16 protein-coding genes and 3 pseudogenes are annotated in these 18,030 nt (G+C 67.4%); 5 read left to right on the top strand and 14 right to left on the bottom strand.

The window, feature by feature from the left end:
- From AC1DMQ_RS25305 to secG, 12 genes and pseudogenes are all read right to left on the bottom strand, one after another.
- Positions 1-571: biotin/lipoyl-containing protein (locus AC1DMQ_RS25305; protein WP_477036292.1), on the bottom strand; the 571-nt coding region annotated here is incomplete at its 3' end.
- A gap of 12 nt (positions 572-583) precedes the next feature.
- Positions 584-667: pseudogene (locus tag AC1DMQ_RS25300) on the bottom strand (aldehyde-activating protein); the annotation flags it as partial.
- Positions 668-736: 69 nt separating this feature from the next.
- Positions 737-1,021: pseudogene (locus AC1DMQ_RS25295) on the bottom strand (GFA family protein); the annotation flags it as partial.
- Complete coding sequence (locus tag AC1DMQ_RS25290) at positions 1,018-1,470, bottom strand: hypothetical protein (RefSeq protein ID WP_477036291.1); 453 nt, start codon at positions 1,468-1,470, stop codon at positions 1,018-1,020. The pseudogene AC1DMQ_RS25295 and the gene AC1DMQ_RS25290, both read right to left, overlap by 4 nt.
- Positions 1,471-1,478: 8 nt before the next feature.
- Positions 1,479-2,864, bottom strand: coding sequence for a pyruvate dehydrogenase complex E1 component subunit beta (locus tag AC1DMQ_RS25285; protein ID WP_477036290.1), 1,386 nt, complete (start codon positions 2,862-2,864; stop codon positions 1,479-1,481).
- Positions 2,861-3,892 (bottom strand): pyruvate dehydrogenase (acetyl-transferring) E1 component subunit alpha, encoded by a 1,032-nt coding sequence (gene pdhA / locus AC1DMQ_RS25280; RefSeq protein WP_056462099.1) that lies wholly within the window; start codon positions 3,890-3,892, stop codon positions 2,861-2,863. The genes AC1DMQ_RS25285 and pdhA overlap by 4 nt, the downstream gene beginning before the upstream one ends.
- Before the next feature lie 164 nt (positions 3,893-4,056).
- Positions 4,057-4,353, bottom strand: coding sequence for an FtsB family cell division protein (locus AC1DMQ_RS25275; protein ID WP_029917040.1), 297 nt, complete (start codon positions 4,351-4,353; stop codon positions 4,057-4,059).
- Between the two features lie 354 nt (positions 4,354-4,707).
- Positions 4,708-5,988: a phosphopyruvate hydratase gene (eno, locus tag AC1DMQ_RS25270; RefSeq protein WP_477036289.1), complete on the bottom strand. Its 1,281-nt coding sequence runs from the start codon at positions 5,986-5,988 to the stop codon at positions 4,708-4,710.
- 114 nt (positions 5,989-6,102) lie between these two features.
- Positions 6,103-7,131 carry a retroviral-like aspartic protease family protein gene (locus AC1DMQ_RS25265; protein WP_477036288.1) on the bottom strand — a complete coding sequence of 343 codons (1,029 nt, stop codon included), beginning with the start codon at positions 7,129-7,131 and terminating at the stop codon, positions 6,103-6,105.
- A gap of 208 nt (positions 7,132-7,339) precedes the next feature.
- Positions 7,340-7,522: a 50S ribosomal protein L32 gene (rpmF, locus tag AC1DMQ_RS25260; RefSeq protein ID WP_007671126.1), complete on the bottom strand. Its 183-nt coding sequence runs from the start codon at positions 7,520-7,522 to the stop codon at positions 7,340-7,342.
- Positions 7,523-7,638: 116 nt separating this feature from the next.
- Positions 7,639-9,291: a CTP synthase gene (locus tag AC1DMQ_RS25255; RefSeq protein WP_477036287.1), complete on the bottom strand. Its 1,653-nt coding sequence runs from the start codon at positions 9,289-9,291 to the stop codon at positions 7,639-7,641.
- 123 nt (positions 9,292-9,414) lie between these two features.
- Positions 9,415-9,936, bottom strand: a complete 522-nt coding sequence (gene secG, locus AC1DMQ_RS25250) for a preprotein translocase subunit SecG (protein ID WP_477036286.1) — start codon at positions 9,934-9,936, stop codon at positions 9,415-9,417.
- Positions 9,937-10,089: 153 nt separating this feature from the next.
- Here secG and AC1DMQ_RS25245 point away from each other — a divergent pair, with 153 nt between their 5' ends.
- The 3 genes and pseudogenes from AC1DMQ_RS25245 to AC1DMQ_RS25235 all read left to right on the top strand — a co-directional run bounded on the left by AC1DMQ_RS25245 (position 10,090) and on the right by AC1DMQ_RS25235 (position 11,939).
- A complete protein-coding gene (locus AC1DMQ_RS25245) occupies positions 10,090-10,608 on the top strand; it encodes a GNAT family N-acetyltransferase (RefSeq protein WP_477036285.1) in 519 nt (172 codons plus the stop codon).
- Between the two features lie 515 nt (positions 10,609-11,123).
- A pseudogene (locus AC1DMQ_RS25240) lies at positions 11,124-11,221 on the top strand (hypothetical protein); the annotation flags it as partial.
- 427 nt (positions 11,222-11,648) lie between these two features.
- On the top strand, positions 11,649-11,939 hold the full coding sequence (locus tag AC1DMQ_RS25235; protein WP_477036284.1) for a hypothetical protein: 291 nt from the start codon (positions 11,649-11,651) through the stop codon (positions 11,937-11,939).
- Here AC1DMQ_RS25235 and tpiA read toward each other — a convergent pair.
- Positions 11,936-12,697, bottom strand: coding sequence for a triose-phosphate isomerase (tpiA, locus tag AC1DMQ_RS25230; RefSeq protein ID WP_477036283.1), 762 nt, complete (start codon positions 12,695-12,697; stop codon positions 11,936-11,938). The genes AC1DMQ_RS25235 and tpiA overlap by 4 nt on opposite strands.
- 159 nt (positions 12,698-12,856) lie before the next feature.
- Here tpiA and AC1DMQ_RS25225 point away from each other — a divergent pair, with 159 nt between their 5' ends.
- Together AC1DMQ_RS25225 and trpE are read left to right on the top strand one after the other, a co-directional pair.
- The gene (locus tag AC1DMQ_RS25225) at positions 12,857-14,824 is read left to right on the top strand and encodes a peptidylprolyl isomerase (protein ID WP_477036282.1); all 1,968 of its coding nucleotides are present in this window, start codon (positions 12,857-12,859) and stop codon (positions 14,822-14,824) included.
- The gene (gene trpE, locus AC1DMQ_RS25220) at positions 14,821-16,356 is read left to right on the top strand and encodes an anthranilate synthase component I (RefSeq protein ID WP_477036281.1); all 1,536 of its coding nucleotides are present in this window, start codon (positions 14,821-14,823) and stop codon (positions 16,354-16,356) included. The genes AC1DMQ_RS25225 and trpE overlap by 4 nt, the downstream gene beginning before the upstream one ends.
- A gap of 15 nt (positions 16,357-16,371) precedes the next feature.
- Here trpE and AC1DMQ_RS25215 read toward each other — a convergent pair whose 3' ends face one another.
- The gene (locus AC1DMQ_RS25215; protein WP_477036280.1) at positions 16,372-17,931 is read right to left on the bottom strand and encodes a flavin monoamine oxidase family protein; all 1,560 of its coding nucleotides are present in this window, start codon (positions 17,929-17,931) and stop codon (positions 16,372-16,374) included.
- Positions 17,932-18,030: the final 99 nt, after the last annotated feature.

Genomic DNA, 18,030 nt, shown 5'->3' with positions numbered 1-18,030 from the left:
AGCCGGCGGCGGGCGCCGAGGCCGGGGCGGCCTTGGCGGCGGGCGCGCCGCCCTTCTGGGCGGCTTCGACGTCGGCCTTGACCACGCGGCCGTGCGGGCCGGTGCCAGCGATCGACTTCAGGTCCAGGTTCGCGGCCGAGGCCAGGCGGCGGGCCAGCGGCGAGGCGAACACGCGGTCGCCCGTCGGGGCGGCGGCGGGAGCCGGCTTGGCCGGAGCGGCGGTCTCGCCGGCGGCCTGGACGGGCGCGGCCGGAGCCGGAGCCGGAGCGGCGGCCTTCGGCGCTTCAGCGGCCGGAGCGGCCTTGGCGGGAGGCGGAGCCGGGCTTTCGCCCTCGCCGGCCAACTTGGCGATCAGGGCGTTGACCTTGACGTTCTCGGTCCCGGCGTCGACCAGGATGGCCTCGACCACGCCTTCATCGACGGCTTCGACTTCCATCGTCGCCTTGTCGGTCTCGATCTCGGCGATCACGTCGCCGGCCTTGACGGTGTCGCCGACCTTGACGTGCCACTTGGCGAGGGTCCCCTCCTCCATGGTGGGCGACAGGGCGGGCATCAGGATGTCGATCGACATTGAGCTTCTTCCTCAAGCGTTCGGGACGGCTTCGACCAGAACGGTCGGCGTCCATTTGGCCTTGCGACGGGCAAGGCGTTGTTCGTCCGTTTCGTCGTGATAGTCCAGCCGTTCGGGCTCGCGATCGGCGAAACCCGGCAGGTCGGTCCCCACGACGTTGAGGGTGGCGTAGGCCTGGCCCTCGTCCTCGATCATCGCCGCCACGTAGACGGCGCATTCCCGGCAGATCAGGAAGTCCACCGCCCGCCGCCCGAACCGGTAACGCATCAGCGATCCCGGAGCGGCGGTGATGTGTAGGCGGCTGCCCGGATCGCTGGTCGTCCGCGAGCCCTGCCGACGGCAGAAGCTGCATTGGCAGGACCGCAGGGCCAACTCGGCCACCGGCTTGCCGGGGTCGAGCTGCACGTGCACCGCGCCGCAATGGCAGGAACCGTTGAGGGTCTGGGTCACGCGGCTTCCCTCATTACCCAAGCCCTAGCGGCATCATAGTCCGGATGGTCTTTGACATGAGGTTCGCCGGTATCGACGACCTCAAGGCAAACATCCAACCCGACCAGCAAGAAGTGGCGCATCGAACGATCATTGTAGTCCACCGCTTCCAACGCCGTCTTGAGCGCCGATCGCTTGGCTTCCTTGATATAGACCGTTCCATCGTAACCGCCGCCATCTTGGCGAGGCGCATAGGCGATGGAATAGAGCATTTCCTCGACGGCGAAGAAGGCTTGCGGATCGTTGAATTCTACCGAACTCACCCGCAGGCAGGCCCCCTCCAGCCATTGTGACACCAAGCATCGAACGGGATTGCTGCAATCCGCCCTGACGACCTCCAGGCTAGGCGACTGAATGCCATCAATGGTGGACGCGAGGCCGCCCCATTCGATGTTGGGATCAGGAAACAAGCTCCACGCTACCGGTAGCAGACCGCCTTGGCTGCCTTGACGATCTTGGGGACCGACGGCAGCGACAGGGCTTCCAGGTTGGCCGCATAGGGCAGCGGCACGTCTTCCTGGTGCACCCGCAGCGGCGGAGCGTCCAGGTAGTCGAAGCCGAACTCGGTGATCCGGGCGACGATCTCGGCGCCGACGCCCATCGGGCCCCAGCCTTCCTCGACCGTCACGAGACGGTTGGTCCGCTTGACGCTTTCCAGGATCGTGGCGTGGTCCATCGGACGGATCGTGCGCAGGTCGACGACCTCGGCCTCGATGCCTTCCTTGGCCAGCTCTTCGGCGGCTTGGAGGGCGAAGCCGACCATCCGAGAATAGGTGGCGATGGTGACGCTGGGACCGGTGTGGCCCTCGGCGGCGAAGCGACGGATCTTGGCCTTGCCGATCGGCACGATCCAGTCCTCGACGTCCGGGATGTCGAACTCGTGGCCGTACATCATCTCGTGTTCGAGGAAGACGATCGGGTTCGGATCGCGGATGGCTGCCTTCATCAGGCCCTTGGCGTCGGCCGCGTCGTAGGGCGCGACGACCTTCAGGCCGGGGACGTTGCCGTACCAGGCCGCGTAGTCCTGGCTGTGCTGGGCGCCGACCCGCGAGGCCGCGCCGTTGGGGCCGCGGAACACGATCGACGACTTGATCTGGCCGCCCGACATGTAGAGCGTCTTGGCGGCCGAGTTGATGATCTGGTCGATCGCCTGCATGGCGAAGTTCCAGGTCATGAACTCGACGATCGGCTTCAGCCCGGCCATGGCCGCGCCGACGCCGAGGCCGGCGAAACCGTGCTCGGTGATCGGGGTGTCGATGACGCGCTTGTCGCCGAACTCCTGCAGCAGGTCGCGCGAGACCTTGTAGGCGCCCTGGTACTGGGCGACTTCCTCGCCCATCAGGAAGACCTTGTCGTCGCGGCGCATCTCTTCGGCCATGGCGTCGCGCAGGGCGTCGCGGACCGTGATCTTCTTCAGCGGCGTGCCTTCCGGGATTTCCGGATCGGCGAAGGTCGAGGCGGCCGAGATCGGAGCCGCGGCGGGCGCGGCGACCGGAGCCGGAGCGGCTTCAGCGGCGGGCGCGGCGGCGGCCGGAGCGGCGGCGGGAGCCGGCGAAGCGGCTTCGCCCTCGCCCTTCAGCTTGGCGATCAGGGTGTTGACCTTGACGTTCTCGGAGCCGGCCGGAACCAGGATGGCCTCGATCACGCCTTCGTCCACGGCTTCGACTTCCATCGTAGCCTTGTCGGTCTCGATCTCGGCGATCACGTCGCCGGCCTTGACGGTGTCGCCTTCCTTGACCAGCCACTTGGCCAGGGTCCCCTCTTCCATCGTCGGGGACAGGGCGGGCATCAGGATGTCCGTCACTGGGCGGCCTCCAGGTATACGTCGGTGTAGAGTTCGGAAGGATCGGGCTCGGGGCTGGTGCGGGCGAATTCGGCCGCCTCGGCCACGATGCGCTTCACCTCGGCGTCGACGACCTTCAGGTCGTCTTCGGTGACGCCGGCCTTGGCCAGGCGTTCCTTCAGGTGGTCGATCGGGTCGCGCGTCTGCTTGACGTTGTCGACCTCGTCCTTGGTCCGGTACTTGGCCGGGTCCGACATCGAGTGGCCGCGATAGCGATAGGTCTTCATCTCGAGGATGAACGGACCCTGGCCGCTACGGGCGTGCTCGGCGGCGCGGGCGCCGGCTTCCGCCACGGCGATCACGTCCATGCCGTCGACTTCCTCGCCCGGGATCCGGAACGAGGTGCCGCGCTTGTGGAACGCGGTCTCCGACGCCGAACGCTCGACGCTGGTGCCCATGGCGTACTGGTTGTTCTCGATCACGTACACGACCGGCAGCTTCCACAGCTGGGCCATGTTGAAGCTCTCGTAGACCTGGCCCTGGTTGGCCGCGCCGTCGCCGAAATAGGCGAAGGCGACGTTGCCGTTGCCGCGGTAGTGGTTGTTCAGCGCCAGGCCGGTGCCGAGCGACACCTGGGCGCCGACGATGCCGTGGCCGCCGTAGAAGCCGGTCTCGATGTCGAACATGTGCATCGAGCCGCCCTTGCCGCGCGACGAACCGCCCGCGCGGCCGGTCAGCTCGGCCATGACTTCGTTGGGATCCATGCCGGCGGCCAGCATGTGGCCGTGGTCACGGTAGCCGGTGATGATCTGGTCGCCCTTGACCTTGATCGACTGCATGCCGACCGCGATGGCTTCCTGACCGATGTAGAGGTGGCAGAAGCCGCCGATCAGGCCCATGCCGTACAACTGTCCAGCCCGTTCTTCGAAACGGCGGATCAGCAGCATGTCCTGGTAGAATTTCAGAAGCTCGTCCTTGCCGACGAAGGCGTTGACACCGGTGGCATCAGCCTTCCCCGCGGGGGCTTCACCCTTGCGCGTACGCGCCATTCAACTCTCCCTGGCCAATCTTCATCGCGGCCTACTCCTGGACGCCCACCGACCGAATGAACCTTCGGTTCCGCGTAGATGGGGGTCCTTTGTCAAACCCGAAACGGGCCAGGTTCGCCTGATCCGCCGGCAGAGCCGAAGGACCGGGTCTCCTACCCAAACGCTCAGCGCGGGGTGCGGATCACGTAGTCCTTGGGGTCGGCGTATCCCAGGAGCGAACGCGCGCGTTCTTCCAGGAGGTCCGCCGACAAACTGCCGCTGCGTAATAGACGAGCACGGGCCTCCAGGTCCATCCTTTCGGCGCGGATCTTCTTCAACTCCAGCGTCTTGGCGGCGAGATCTGCGTTGCGCTGCGACGTCGATAACAGCCCTCGTTCGCCCGTCAGGGCGTGAAACACGAAGTAAGTGATCAACAGGAGGAGCGCCGCGGTCGGCAGAAAAGGTTGCAGTCGGGCGAACATCAGCGATTCCCAGGAGGGGTAGTTTACCCTGCCCGACCATGCTTAACGCCTTACTAAACGGGGGGTTTGAGCAGGTGGCGGCAAGATGTCGAAAGCAGGGCCCTAACGCTTTCATTTGAGATGGTTTCAAGGGCATCTAGATACCGCGCCGCAGCATCTGAACGACCGTTTGGCGGCGCTTTCTGCGGCAGTGCGGTACGCGGGCGATTTTGCTTTTAGAAAAATTGTTGGTGAATTTTGGCGCCCGGCGCCTCGAAATCGGGCGATCCGGGCCTCGACCTCGAGAATCGTAGCATTTGAAACGAAAAAGGGCGGCGCTGGAGGCGCCGCCCTTCGTCGTGATCGTCGCTGGAACTAGCGGCCCTTGAGCACCGCGCGGCCGGCATAGACCGCCTGATCGTCCAGGGCTTCCTCGATGCGCAGCAGTTGGTTGTACTTGGCCAGCCGGTCCGAGCGGGCCAGCGAACCGGTCTTGATCTGACCGCAGTTCAGGGCGACGGCCAGGTCGGCGATCGTGCTGTCCTCGGTCTCGCCCGAACGGTGGCTCATCACGCTGGTGTAGGCGTTGCGGTGAGCCAGATCGACGGCGTCGATGGTCTCAGACAGCGTGCCGATCTGGTTGACCTTGATCAGGATCGAGTTGGCCAGGCCCTTGTCCAGGCCCAGCTGCAGGCGCTTGGGGTTGGTGACGAACAGGTCGTCGCCGACCAGCTGGACCTTCTTGCCCAGCTTGTCCGTCAGCAGCTTCCAGCCTTCGAAGTCGTCTTCCGACATGCCGTCCTCGATCGACAGGATCGGGAACTTGTCGGCCAGGTTGGCCAGGTAGTCGACCATCTGGGCCGGATCCAGGCTCTTGCCCTCGCCTTCCAGCTCGTACTTGCCGTTCTTGAAGAACTCGGTGGCGGCGACGTCCAGGCCCAGGACGAAGTCCTCGCCCGACTTGTAGCCGGCCGCTTCACCAGCTTTCACGATGAAGGCCAGCGCGTCTTCGGCCGAGCCGAGGTTGGGGGCGAAGCCGCCTTCGTCGCCGACGTTGGTGTTGTGGCCGGCGTCCTTCAGGGCCTTCTTCAGGCCGTGAAAGATCTCCGCGCCCATCCGCAGGGCCTCGGCGAAGGTCGGGGCCCCGGTCGGCAGGATCATGAATTCCTGGATGTCGATCGGATTGTCGGCGTGGGCGCCGCCGTTGATGATGTTCATCATCGGCACCGGCAGGACGCGGGCCGAGACGCCGCCGACGTACTTGTAGAGCGGCAGGCCGGCCGACTCGGCGGCGGCCTTGGCGACGGCCAGCGAGACGCCGAGGATGGCGTTGGCGCCCAGGCGGCTCTTGTTGGCCGTGCCGTCCAGCTCGATCATCAGGTTGTCGATGCGGCGCTGGTCTTCGGCGTCGACGCCCGACAGCGCGTCGAACAGCTCGTTGTTGACCGCGTCCACGGCCGCCTTGACGCCCTTGCCGCCGTAGCGGCCCTTGTCGCCGTCGCGCTTCTCTACGGCTTCGTGCGCGCCCGTCGAGGCGCCCGACGGCACGGCGGCGCGACCAAAAGCGCCGTCTTCCAGGACGACGTCGACCTCGACCGTCGGATTGCCGCGGCTGTCCAGGATTTCGCGGGCGATGATGTCGACGATCTCGGTCATGGGAGCTCCCCTTTCAAAAGGCGCTTCCCCTTAGCGGCGCGTGCCGCGAACCGCAACCGGCGCTCGCCGGATCGTCGGAACGAACGTTCGGCGCGTCCTGCCTTCAGGCCGCCCCTAGGCTTCGAGGACGGGCGGCGCCCAGCCCTTGCCGAGCCGGAACTTCACCCGGTCCGCGCCGAAGTCGAGCTCGACCCGGGCGAACATCTTCAGCACGTCGACGCCCAGCAGCACGGCGGGCCGGCTGTTGAGGTTCCAGACGTCGAAGATATGCAGGTCGGCCAGCACCAGCGGCAAGTTGGTCATCCGTAGCGCGCCCAGCTCGATCGAGCGGACGACACGCATCTCGCCCAGCGTCTCCTCCCCCGCCGCGCCGATCAACCGGATGGCCATGGCGGGCTCGGGCTTGCGGCGCACGCGCAGCTTGATGGCCTCGGCCAGGGCGATGTTGCCCATGCTGGCGCCGGAGCCGGAGTCGATGAAGGCCACGCAGCGCACGCCGCTGACCCGGGCGTTGGCGACCGCCAGCCGGCCGAAACGGGCGTCGGCCAGCACCGAGACCTCGCGCACGCCGGGGAAGGCGCCCGACAGGGCCGTGCTGCGACGGACCTCCAGGCGCTTCTTGTTGAAATCCATAATGACGTTGCGGTTCTCGAGCATGTCGACGCCCAGCAGGCCGTCCACGCCCAAACGCTCGGGCGGGAGCACCGGCAACTCGGAGTCCTTCATGCGGGAATCGCCGGCCACCATCAGCGCCACCTTGGCCGTGGGCGTCAGGGCCGAGCCGCCTACGCCATGCAGCATCACGTTCGGACCCGGCTCCAGGCCCAGCCGGGCCGCCACGGGCGTCGACAGCGCGCTGCGGTCGGCGCCGGTGTCGACGACGAAGTTGAACGGCCCCTGCCCGTTGATGAACACCTCGACCGTCATGCGGTCGCCGGCGTCCAGCGCCGTGTCGAGGAAGAACGGCGGCGCCTCCTCGACCGGTGGAAGCACGCCGGAAGGCGGCGTCGCCGGCGATGGAGTCGGCGAGGTTTGCAGCGAGGTCTTCTGCAGCAGCGGTTCGGGCATCGCGGATCGAGCCCAGGCCGCTTCGGCCATCAGCGACAATCCCAGTCCCGCCGTGATGTTTCGGCGTGTGAGCATGGGTGAATCTCCCTGCCGTCAAGATAACACGGTTATTTCGACAGCGTTGTCGAAATCCGTATCCAGGCAAGCACGGGAGCCGTTGCGCCACTTGGGGAAAGCTGCGCCGAAAAGCGAAAAGGCGGCGGTCCGGGGACCGCCGCCTTTCAGGCTTTGTCTCGTCGTTCCCGCCCCTGTTCTAAGAACCGGGCGGAAGCGGACGCGAAGGTTAGTCTTCCTTCGGCGTCAGGATCTGCTTGCCGTTGTACAGACCGGTCTTCAGGTCGACGTGGTGCGGGCGGCGCAGTTCGCCCGAGTCCTTGTCTTCCACGAAGGAATTGGCGCCCAGGGCGTGGTGCGACCGGCGCATGTTCCGGCGAGAAGGCGAAGTTTTTCTTTTGGGAACGGCCATCGAAGTGACTCTGCTCGCTGAGCTTGAAAATTAGAGACGGCGACTCGGGGAAGACCCAGGCCGCCGTGTGAGGGCGCGCTTATGCCTGAAACTCCCCGAGGATGCAACCGGGCTTGTTAGACCAATCGTCCCTGCTCTTTCGCGGCCGCGATGAAGCTGGCGAACAGGGGGTGCGGGGCGAAGGGACGGCTCTTCAATTCGGGGTGATATTGCACCCCGATGAACCATGGATGGTCGTCGCGTTCGACGATCTCGGGCAGCACGCCGTTGGGCGAGCGGCCGGTCAGTTTCAGGCCGGCGTCCTCCATCAGGTGGGCGTAGCCGATATTGACCTCGTAGCGGTGGCGGTGACGCTCGCTGATGTCGGTGGTGCCGTAGATCTCGGCGACCTTCGATCCGGCCGTCAGGACGGCCTCGTACGCCCCCAGGCGCATGGTCCCGCCCAGATCGTCGTTGCTGCGTCGCTGGACGGTCTCGTTGCCCTTGATCCACTCGGTCATGATGCCGACCACGGGACGCTCGGTGGGACCGAACTCGCTGGACGAGGCGTCCTTGATGCCGGCCACGTTGCGCAGGGTCTCGATGACCGCCATCTGCATGCCGAAACAGATGCCGAAGTACGGCACCTTGCGTTCGCGGGCGAACTGGGCGGCGCGGATCTTGCCCTCGGCCCCCCGCTCGCCGAAGCCGCCGGGCACCATGATGGCGTGGGCGTTCTCCAGGCGGGCCGCGGCCGCGCCCTCGTCGCCCTCGAACGTCTCGCTCTCGACCCAGTCCAGGTTGACCTTGACCTTGTTGGCCAGGCCGCCGTGGTGCAGGGCCTCGATCAGCGACTTGTAGGCGTCCTTGAGGACCGTGTACTTGCCGACCACCGCGATGGTCACTTCGCCGTCCGGGTGGTTGACGGTCTGGTCGATCGCTTCCCAGCGGGCCAGGTTCGGCTTGGGCGCGTCGCTCATGCCGAACACGTCCAGCACCTCGGCGTCCAGGCCTTCCTTGTGATAGTCGATCGGCACGGCGTAGATCGAGGAGCTGTCCATCGCCTGGATCACGGCGCTGGGGCGCACGTTGCAGAACTGGGCGATCTTGCGCTTTTCCTCGACCGGGATCTCCTGCTCGCAGCGGCACAGCAGGATGTCCGGCTGGATGCCGATCGAGCGCAGTTCCTTGACCGAGTGCTGGGTCGGCTTGGTCTTCATCTCGCCGGCCGTCTTGATGAACGGCAGCAAGGTCAGGTGGACGTAGCAGCTCTGGCCGCGCGGCAGGTCCTGGCGCAGCTGGCGGATGGCCTCGAAGAACGGCAGGCCCTCGATGTCGCCCACCGTGCCGCCGATCTCGACCAGCACGAAGTCGACCGGCTTCTCGCCCGTCTCGTCCAGCGCCGGTGAAAGGACGAAGTCCTTGATCTCGTTGGTGACGTGCGGAATCACCTGGACCGTCGCGCCCAGATAGTCGCCGCGCCGCTCCTTCTCGATGATCGTCTTGTAGATCTGGCCGGTCGTGATGTTGTCGGCCTTGGTGGCCGACACGCCGGTGAAGCGCTCGTAGTGGCCAAGATCCAGGTCGGTCTCGGCCCCGTCGTCGGTCACGAAGACCTCGCCGTGCTGATACGGGGACATCGTGCCCGGATCGACGTTGAGATAGGGGTCGAGCTTACGAAGGCGAACCTTGTAGCCGCGAGCCTGCAGGAGCGCTCCGAGCGCTGCGGAGGCGAGGCCTTTTCCCAATGAGGAAACCACGCCGCCGGTGATGAAGATGTACCGGGTCATGGGCGATCAGATTAGCCGTGATTCGACGTCGCCGGGGAAAAGACCGAGGTTCATTCACAGAAAGAATGCGCCGCCCTCCCGGCGGGGGCGGCTCGGCAGCAACGGTAGACTTGAAGCCGGCCCTTACTGGGCCGGCTTTTGGTCGGCCGGAGCCGGGGCGTCGATCACCGGGACCGGGGCGGCGGGCGCCTTGGCCGCGGCCTGGGCCGGAGCCTTGGCGGCCGGCTTGGGCGTCGAGACGGTCGGAGCCGGGGCGCTGATCTGCGGCGTCGGGGCCTCGATCGCGGCCGGACCGGCGGCGGCCGGAGCCGGCAGGGTCGGGGCCGGAGCGGTCGGACCGGCCGGCAGCGGGGCGGCGTTCAGGGTCTTGCTGTCCAGGCCGTCCAGCTTCAGGCGGTCGACGACCGAATTGCTGGAGCCCATGCGGCCCGTCAGGATGGTCAGGGCCAGGCTGATGATCAGGAAGACCGAGAACAGGATCCAGGTCGTGCGGGTCAGAAGATCGCCGGCGCCGCGCGCGGTCATGAAACCGCCGCCGCCACCGCCCATGCCTAGGGCGCCCCCTTCGGAGCGCTGCATCAGCACCACGCCGATCAGGGCGATGCAAACGATGATGTTGATGGTCAGCAGAACGCCGATGAGCATGTGTAAATCGATCTCGATCCGGGCGACGGACACTTCCGCCGCGAAAAACGAAGCGGCCCCTCTATCACTTGCAACGGGCCCGCGCCATAGCTGGGGACGAACCCGCCGCACTCAAGACCATTCCCTACGCTCGCATCAGGTCCATTCTCGCGCATGATCCTCGAGACCGAACGCCTTAGCCTGACGCCGCTGGCCGTTGAGGACGCCCCCCTCGTCTACCCGTTCATGAGCGATCCGGAGGTGATGGCCCACTGGGATCGCGCCGCCATCGAGGATCCCGACGAGGTCGCCGCGACGGTCGCCGCCCAGGTGGCCGAGATGGACGAGCGCCGGGCGATGTACTGGGGGATGCGCCAGACCAAGACCGGCTGGTTCGTGGGCTATTGCGAGCTGGTGGACCTGGATTGGCGGCACTATCGCGGCGAGCTGGGCTTCATCATCACGCGCGACGCCTGGGGCCGGGGCTACGCCACCGAGGCCGCCGCCGCCCTGCTGGCCTATTGCGCCTCGTCCCTGGGGCTCAAGCGGATGATCGCCCGCACCCATGTCGGCGACGGACGGGCGGAAAAGGTGCTGCTGAAGCTGGGTTTCGAGCAGGAAGGCTATCTGAAAGGCCATGTCGACCGCGACGGCGAACGTCGCGACTGCAGGCTTTATGGGTTGCTGTTCTAGGGGCAGGGACTTTCTCCCGAGACCTGTGCGGCAAGCACTTGCCCCCTACGGACCGCTTCGCGGTCGTCTTCCCCCACAGGGGGGAAGAGGTGTGGTGCGCGCGTCCTCCGCCCCCTGGGGGGCGGACAGACCGCGAAGCGGTCAGGTGGGGGCAAGTGTTAGTGGGCACGGCGTCACAAGCTCACGCGGCGAGCCGCTGAGGGAACGGAAAGGGTCGCGGAGCGCCGGACATCGTCCGGAGTTTGAAGAAGAATACCGTTTCGACGAAGCCTGCCGCTCCGCGCCATCGTTATCCGGAAGCCCGCGACGCTGAGCCCTGTTAGGGCCTCGCCGCCTTGAAGCCTCCGACGGGCGGGCCAGGTCAACGAAACCTGGTCCCGGACCGCAAGCGCATCACCGCTCGCCTGCTGCTAAGCCGCCCCCCACATCACGCTGTATCCGTGTTCCGAGCCCAGCCGGCACCAGAGACATGAGGTTTGACGGGGTTCCTACGCACGCGAACCTCGCCGCCGACAGAGCTTCCCGCTCGATCGCCCCCCGCCGCCGCATCGGTCGCTGGCCATGCGCCCTTTCCATGCGTCGAGGTGGGATCAGGATACGACGGGCTGAGTGACTGCGGAGAATCGAGGATAGAAATCAGGGATTTCAGGGCGCTAACCCAGAAATGCCGTGCGAAGTTGGCGCTGAAGCCGCTCAGCCTGGCAGGCTTGGAATCCCGCTCTTTGGATCGAACGGACCGAGACGACCACTGAACTTGAATGAAATTCGCTCTCGGCTGAGCAAAATCGAGAACAGCGGGTGGGAGCGGTATCAATCAAGCCTTGCCGCTAGCGTGCGCATTTCACAACTTAAAGTGGGGGAAAAGCTGTGACCGAGACCAGGGTTTTCCCCGATCTTCAAAATCAGGAAATGACGGAAAATGGGGTTTCCGCGCCAGGAGTTATACTATGACGAGTTCCCGACACATCTCTGATCATCTCAAGGCGGTTCGCAGGATCGCCGTCGAAACCTCTCCAGAAGATGTCGCCGGAACGGTGGCGTTGGCGATTCAACGGGTCAGGGTGACCCTGCAGAACCTGTCCCTGCTGGCCAACAAGACAGCCGACGTCGAGGCGGCCGCCAGGCGGGTCGACGCCTGCCTCCCCGCGTTCGTTGGCGGCGAGTGGTCGGGGACCTTCTTCGGGCAAGACCTGCTGGCCGCCCTGGCCGCCTTCGAGGAAGCGTTGGACGCCGCCGGCCCCAGCGAAGTGGCCAAGCGCATCGGAGCCTGGCAGCCCAGGCCCGCGTCGGCGCCCCTCACCCTCGCGCCCCAGGCCGCCCTCGCCTCCTAGGCGGCCTCGATGATCGCCAGGAAATCGGCCGCCTTCAGCGAAGCGCCGCCGACCAAGGCGCCGCCGACCTCGGGCATGGCCAGGATCTGGCCGGCGTTGTCGGGTTTCACCGAGCCGCCGTAGAGGATCGGCACGGTCGCGCCGTGGTCGCCGAAGCGCTCGACCAGCACCGCGCGCAGCGCCTCGTGGATGTGCTCGATATCGGCGACGGTCGGCGTGCGGCCGGTTCCGATGGCCCAGACCGGTTCATAGGCCACCGCGAAGGCTTGCCCCGCCAGCGAAGCCGGCAGCGAACCCCGCGCCATGCCGGTGACCACCGCCTCGGCCTGTCCGGCGTCGCGTTGGGCCAGCGTCTCGCCGAAGCAGATGATCGGCTCCAAGCCGGCGGCCAGGGCGGCCTCGACCTTGGCTGACACCAGGGCGTCGCTTTCGCCGTAGGCGGCGCGGCGCTCGGAATGGCCGAGAATCACCAGCCGGGCGCCGGCGTCGACCAGCATGGCCGCCGAGATGTCGCCGGTGTGCGGTCCCGACACGGCGGGATGGCAGTCCTGGCCGCCGACGATCACCGCCTCGCCGGCCATGGCCTCGACCATTCGATGCAACAATGTGGCCGAGGGACAGATCGCGACGCGGGCGGCGGGCGGCTTGGCGGCCAGCGCCGCCGCCACCGCACGGGCCTCGTCGAGCGAGGCTTCAAGGCCGAACATCTTCCAATTTCCGGCGATCAGAGGCCGGGGCGTGGTCAGCGAAAGGGTCATGCGCCCGGTTTGGGACCCCACGCGGGTCGGAAGTCAAGACCACTTGAGCCCCTCCACCGCTTGCCCGGCCCCCCGCGGCTCTACTATACCCGCAACTCGCGTCTGTTCCGTCGCCCTGCGTGGAATCCGCGCGATTTTCGAGGAAGGTTTCTCCCAGTCATGCTCGCCGGCTTCCGCTCCTTCGCCAAATCGCCGTTCGCGGTGCTCCTGTTTGGTCTGCTCATCGTCAGCTTCGCGGTGTTCGGCATCAGCGACGTGTTCCGTCATCCCCCCGGCAAGTGGGTGATCGCGGCCGGGTCGCGGAACATGGCGCCGGAGGACTTCAAGGCGCAGTTCGAGAACTATCGGAAGCGCGAGCAGGCCCAGGGCCAGATCATCACGCCGGACATCGCCGTCCAGCAAGGCATCGACCGCAAGATGCTGACCCAGCTGGCCCTGCAGGAATCCCTGGCCGAACTGGTCCGCAAGATCGGCGTGCGCCCGTCCGACAAGCTGGTCGGCGACACCCTGCGCGAGCAGCTGGCCGGCCTGCCCCCGGGCCAGCGCCCGTTCGATCCGATCACCGGCAAGTTCGACTCGGTGATGTACCAGCGCCTGCTGGCCCAGAACGAGCTGACCCCGGCGCGCTACGAAGCCTCGCTGCGCGACGACATCGCCCAGACCCATCTGTTCAGCGCCGTGGCCGCCGGCCTGCGCGCTCCGCGCATCTATTCGGCGCTGCAAGCCGCCTACGGCCTGGAAGGCCGCGACCTGGCCGCCTTCGCGGTCAATCCCGCGACCGTCGAGAAGCCGGGTGCCCCGACCGACGCCCAGCTCCAGGCCTATATGAAGGAACACGCCGCCCAGCTGACCCGGCCCGAGACCCGGATCCTGTCGGTGGCCCGCTTCAGCGCCAAGGCCCTGGAGAGCACGGTGACCGTGCCCGAGGCCGACATCGTCAAGACCTACAACTTCCGCAAGGACACCCTAGGCACGGCCGAGACGCGCTCGTACGTCCAGATCGTCGCCCCCGACGCCAAGGCCGCCGCGGTGATCGCCCAGCGCCTGGCCAAGGGCGACCAGCCGGCCGTCGTCGCCAGCGCCTACGGCAAGCAGCCGGTGATGATCGACTCCAAGCCGAAGTCCGCCCTGCCCGACCGCAAGGTGGCCGACGCGGTGTTCGCCCTGACGGCGGGCCAGGTCAGCGCGCCGATCAACGGCGACCTCGGCGTCTCGGTGGTCAAGCTGGTCAAGATCAACCCGGCCGCGATGCCCAGCCTGGAATCGCAGCGCCCGGCCATCGAGGCCGAACTGAAGGCCCAGGCCGCCCAGGCCAAGGCCTATGAGCAGACCCAGACCTATCAGGACGCCCACGACGGCGGCGCCAACCTGATCGACGCGGCGACCAAGGCCGGCGCCCTGGTGCAGACCACCTCGCCGATCGCCGCCAACGGCGTCGACCAGACCGGCCAGCCGGCCCTGGCCCTGACCCCGGACGCCCTGAAGACCGCCTTCGAACTGCCCTCGGGCGGCGAGAGCGAACTGATCGAGGCCGGCAAGGGCGAATATTTCGCCGTCCGCGTCGAAAGGGTCATTCCGTCGGCCATGCCGCCGCTGGCCGAGATCCGCGAGCCCCTGGCCCAGCGCTGGATGCTGGAAACCCTGCTGGCCCGCATGAAGGTCAAGGCCGACGAGCTGTCGGCGCGGGTCAAGAAGGGCGAGTCGCTGGAAGCGGTCGCCGCCTCGGCCCAAACCCAGGTGCAGCGCGTCCCCAACATCAGCCGCCAGAACGCCCGCCAGTTCCAGGCCATGGGCCGCGACCTGCTGATGGGCACGTTCGGCGCCAAGCCGGGCGCGCCGTTCGTCACGCGCGGTCCGCAGGGCGGCTACCTGGTGGCCGTGGTCGAGAAGGTCCATCCGGGCGCGCCCGAGCAGATGGCCCAGATCACCGAAGCCATGCGTCCGCAGACCTCGCAGGGCCTGTTCCGCGACGTCGGCCAGTCCGCCCAGGACGCCGCCAAGACCCAGCTGAAGACCAAGGTCAACCTGACCCTGGCCCGCCAGGCGATTGGCGTCGACACCAGCACCCTGCCCGCCGAAGACGGCAAGGCTCCGGCCAAGGCCAAGGAAAAAGGCAAGGCTCAATGAGCCTGGAGCCCGCGCTCGACGCCTTTAGCGCCGTCTACGAGTCCGGCCGCCCGCAGGTGGTCTGGACCCGGCTGATCGACGATCTGGAGACCCCGGTCTCGGCCTATCTGAAGATCGGTCACGGACGGCCCTACGCCTTCCTGTTCGAAAGCGTCGAGGGCGGCGCCTGGCGCGGGCGCTATTCGATCGTGGCGATGAAGCCGGATCTGGTCTGGCGCTGCCGCGGCGACCAGGCCGAGATCGCCGAGGGCGACGACATCGCCGCCGGCCGCTTCACGCCCCAGGCGGGCGGCGCGCTGGACAGCCTGCGCGACCTGATCGCCCGCTCGCGCATCGAGCTGCCGGCCGGCCTGCCGCCGCCGTCGGCCGGCGTGTTCGGGGCCCTGGGCTACGACATGGTCCGCCTGGCCGAGCGCCTGCCGGACGTCAATCAGGACACGCTGGGTTTGCCGGACGGGATCATGACCCGGCCGTCGATCGTGGCGGTGTTCGACGCCATCGCCCAGGAGATCATCCTGGTCACCACCGCCCGGCCGCAAGCGGGCGTGTCGGCCGCCGACGCCTACGCCGCCGCTCGCGGCCGGATCGATGCGGTGATGGCCGACCTGCGGGGCCCGTTGACCCAGTCGACGCCGCGCCAGAGCCACGGCCAGGCCGAGTTCACGACCCCGGTCAGCCGCGCCGACTACGCCGAGATCGTCGAGAAGGCCAAGGAGTACATCCGGGCCGGCGACATCTTCCAGGTGGTGCCCAGCCACCGCTTCCGCGCGCCGTTCCCGCTGGAGCCGTTCGCGCTGTACCGCTCGCTGCGCCGGACCAACCCGTCGCCGTTCCTGTATTTCCTGGACCTTGACGGCTTCAACCTGGTCGGCTCGTCGCCGGAAATCCTGGTGCGGCTGCGCGACGGCAAGATCACCATCCGCCCGATCGCCGGCACCCGTCCGCGCGGCGCCACGCCCGAGCAGGACCTGGCGCTGGAGAAGGAGCTGCTGGCCGATCCCAAGGAGCGGTCCGAGCACCTGATGCTGCTGGACCTAGGCCGCAACGACGTGGGCCGCGTGGCGATGCTCAAGCATGCCGGCAGCAACGATCCGGCCGCCAAGGGCAAGAGCGCCAACGTCCGCGTCACCGACAGCTTCAAGATCGAGCGCTACAGCCACGTCATGCACATCGTCTCCAACGTCGAGGGCGACGCGCCGGACGGCGTGGATCCGGTCGACGTGCTGATGGCCGCCCTGCCCGCCGGCACGCTCTCGGGCGCGCCCAAGGTGCGGGCCATGGAGATCATCGACGAGCTGGAGATCGAGAAGCGCGGCATCGGCTACGCCGGCGCGGTCGGCTACATCGGCGCCGACGGCTCGGTCGACACCTGCATCGTGCTGCGCACCGCCCTGGTCAAGGACGGCATGATGTACGTCCAGGCCGGCGGCGGCGTCGTCGCCGACAGCGACCCGGACGCCGAGTACGACGAGACCCTGCACAAGTCGCGGGCCCTGAAGCGCGCGGCCGAAGAGGCCTGGCGCTTCGCCTAGGCCGTGTCGGCGGCCCTAGGCCGCCGACACCCTTGCCTGGATCAGCTTCAGCGCCTCGTGCGCCGACAGCGCCGCGCCCTCCTGCCAGGCGTTGATGTAGCTCATGTGCTCGCCGGCGAAGTAGAAGGCGCCGTCCGGCTTGCACAGCTCGGCGTAGTCGGTGGCGCGCTGTTCTTCCTTCCAGCCCACGGCCACGCCCTCGCTGTACGGCGTCTGCATCCACGAAACCGTGAAGGGCTTGGTCAACTCCTTGCCGTGGCCCGGGTGGAACTTCTCGATCACCTTGCGCGACAGGGCGAAGCGCTCGTCGAACGACATGGCCGCGTATTTCGGCGGCGCGGCCGGACCAGAGAAGCCGATCGAATAGGCGCCGACCAGGATGCCGGTCTTCTCGCCGATGCCGCCGCTGGGATACCAGACCAGCTCGTTGGCCTCGTCGGTCCAGCCCAGGCCGCCGTACTGGAAGTCGTCCTGCTCCCAGAACCGTCGGCTCTCCCAGGCCACCTTGGTGCCGTGGTGGTACTCGGCCGCCGCGATCGCCTGCTTCACGCGGGGCGCGAAGTCGGACGGGATCTTGGCCAGCACCGGCAGCGGGATCGTGCAGATGCAGTAGTCGGCTTCCAGCGTCTGCGCCCCGGCCTTGTCGGCGTAGGCGATCTTCACGCCCTTCGGCGTCTTACGCAGTTCCTTGACCACCGCCTCGAACTTCACGGCCGGCTTGACCGCCTCGTAGAGCGCATAGGAGATCCGGTCCATGCCGCCCACCGGCTGCAGCATGGTGGCCTGCATGTCGATGATCTCCTCGAAGATCAGGCTGGCGCCCCAGAACTGGGACTTCATCATGTCGGCCATGCGCAGCGGCGGCCCGCCCTTGGGCGGGTGGTCATAGCCGCCCGGCGAGGCCAGGAAACCGGCCCGCGTGGAGCCCGCGTAGCTATTCTTGGAAAGGTCGCCGTAGGCCGACAGGTAGCCCAGCAGCTTCTGCTTATCGAGGCCGGTCAGCTCCTGGTCCAGCGCGCCCTTGTCGACGGCCTTGGCCAGAAGCTCGGTGAAGGCGCCGCGGGTGTCGTTGACCGCCTGGCGCTCGGTGACCACCTGACCGGCGAAGTCCAGCTTGGCCGAGCGGTTGGCGTTGACCATCACCTCCAGCGGCACGCCCAGCTCCTGGCAATAGCCGAGGACGGCGTGGTGCCACTGCGGGATGCGGGCGGGGCCGGCGTTGAAGTAGTCGTTCTTGCCGGCGGCCCAGTCGACCGTCTGGTCGGGCCGGCCTGTCTGGATGATCTTTGAGCCGGCGCGCACCGACCAGGCCCGGCCGCCCGGCCGCTCGCGCGCCTCCAGCACCGTGACCGTGTAGCCGGCCTTGCGCAGTTCGTAGGCGGCGACCAGGCCGGCGATGCCCGCGCCCAGGATCGCCACCGACGCGCCCTTGCCCCCGGCCAGGCCCAGCTTGGGCGCTCCGGCATAGGCGCGGGGCGCGGCCAGCAGGCCCATGCCCATCATGGTGGTGTAGAGGGCCCCATAGCCGCCGGCCGAACCGACCGCGCTGAGAAACCGGCGTCGCGAAATGCCCATGATCGTCCCCTCGTTTTGCGCGAGGCATGGGAGGAGCAATCGCAAGACCTGGCAATAGACGGCGGCGACGCTTGCCCCGTCCGCGTCCCGGCGCCCGAT

This window comes from Caulobacter sp. 05L422 (genome assembly GCF_056397765.1).
Note: the sequence above shows the minus strand (reverse complement) of the source record. Positions and strands in the feature narration are given on the sequence as shown.

Bases quoted from the DNA above. Each gene is read 5' to 3' on its own strand.
- pdhA (WP_056462099.1), bottom strand. From the start codon at position 3,892: ATGGCGCGTACGCGCAAGGGTGAAGCCCCCGCGGGGAAGGCTGATGCC.
- AC1DMQ_RS25275 (WP_029917040.1), bottom strand. From the start codon at position 4,353: ATGTTCGCCCGACTGCAACCTTTTCTGCCGACCGCGGCGCTCCTCCTG.
- eno (WP_477036289.1), bottom strand. From the start codon at position 5,988: ATGACCGAGATCGTCGACATCATCGCCCGCGAAATCCTGGACAGCCGC.
- AC1DMQ_RS25265 (WP_477036288.1), bottom strand. From the start codon at position 7,131: ATGCTCACACGCCGAAACATCACGGCGGGACTGGGATTGTCGCTGATG.
- rpmF (WP_007671126.1), bottom strand. From the start codon at position 7,522: ATGGCCGTTCCCAAAAGAAAAACTTCGCCTTCTCGCCGGAACATGCGC.
- AC1DMQ_RS25255 (WP_477036287.1), bottom strand. From the start codon at position 9,291: ATGACCCGGTACATCTTCATCACCGGCGGCGTGGTTTCCTCATTGGGA.
- secG (WP_477036286.1), bottom strand. From the start codon at position 9,936: ATGCTCATCGGCGTTCTGCTGACCATCAACATCATCGTTTGCATCGCC.
- AC1DMQ_RS25245 (WP_477036285.1), top strand. From the start codon at position 10,090: ATGATCCTCGAGACCGAACGCCTTAGCCTGACGCCGCTGGCCGTTGAG.
- tpiA (WP_477036283.1), bottom strand. From the start codon at position 12,697: ATGACCCTTTCGCTGACCACGCCCCGGCCTCTGATCGCCGGAAATTGG.
- AC1DMQ_RS25225 (WP_477036282.1), top strand. From the start codon at position 12,857: ATGCTCGCCGGCTTCCGCTCCTTCGCCAAATCGCCGTTCGCGGTGCTC.
- trpE (WP_477036281.1), top strand. From the start codon at position 14,821: ATGAGCCTGGAGCCCGCGCTCGACGCCTTTAGCGCCGTCTACGAGTCC.
- AC1DMQ_RS25215 (WP_477036280.1), bottom strand. From the start codon at position 17,931: ATGGGCATTTCGCGACGCCGGTTTCTCAGCGCGGTCGGTTCGGCCGGC.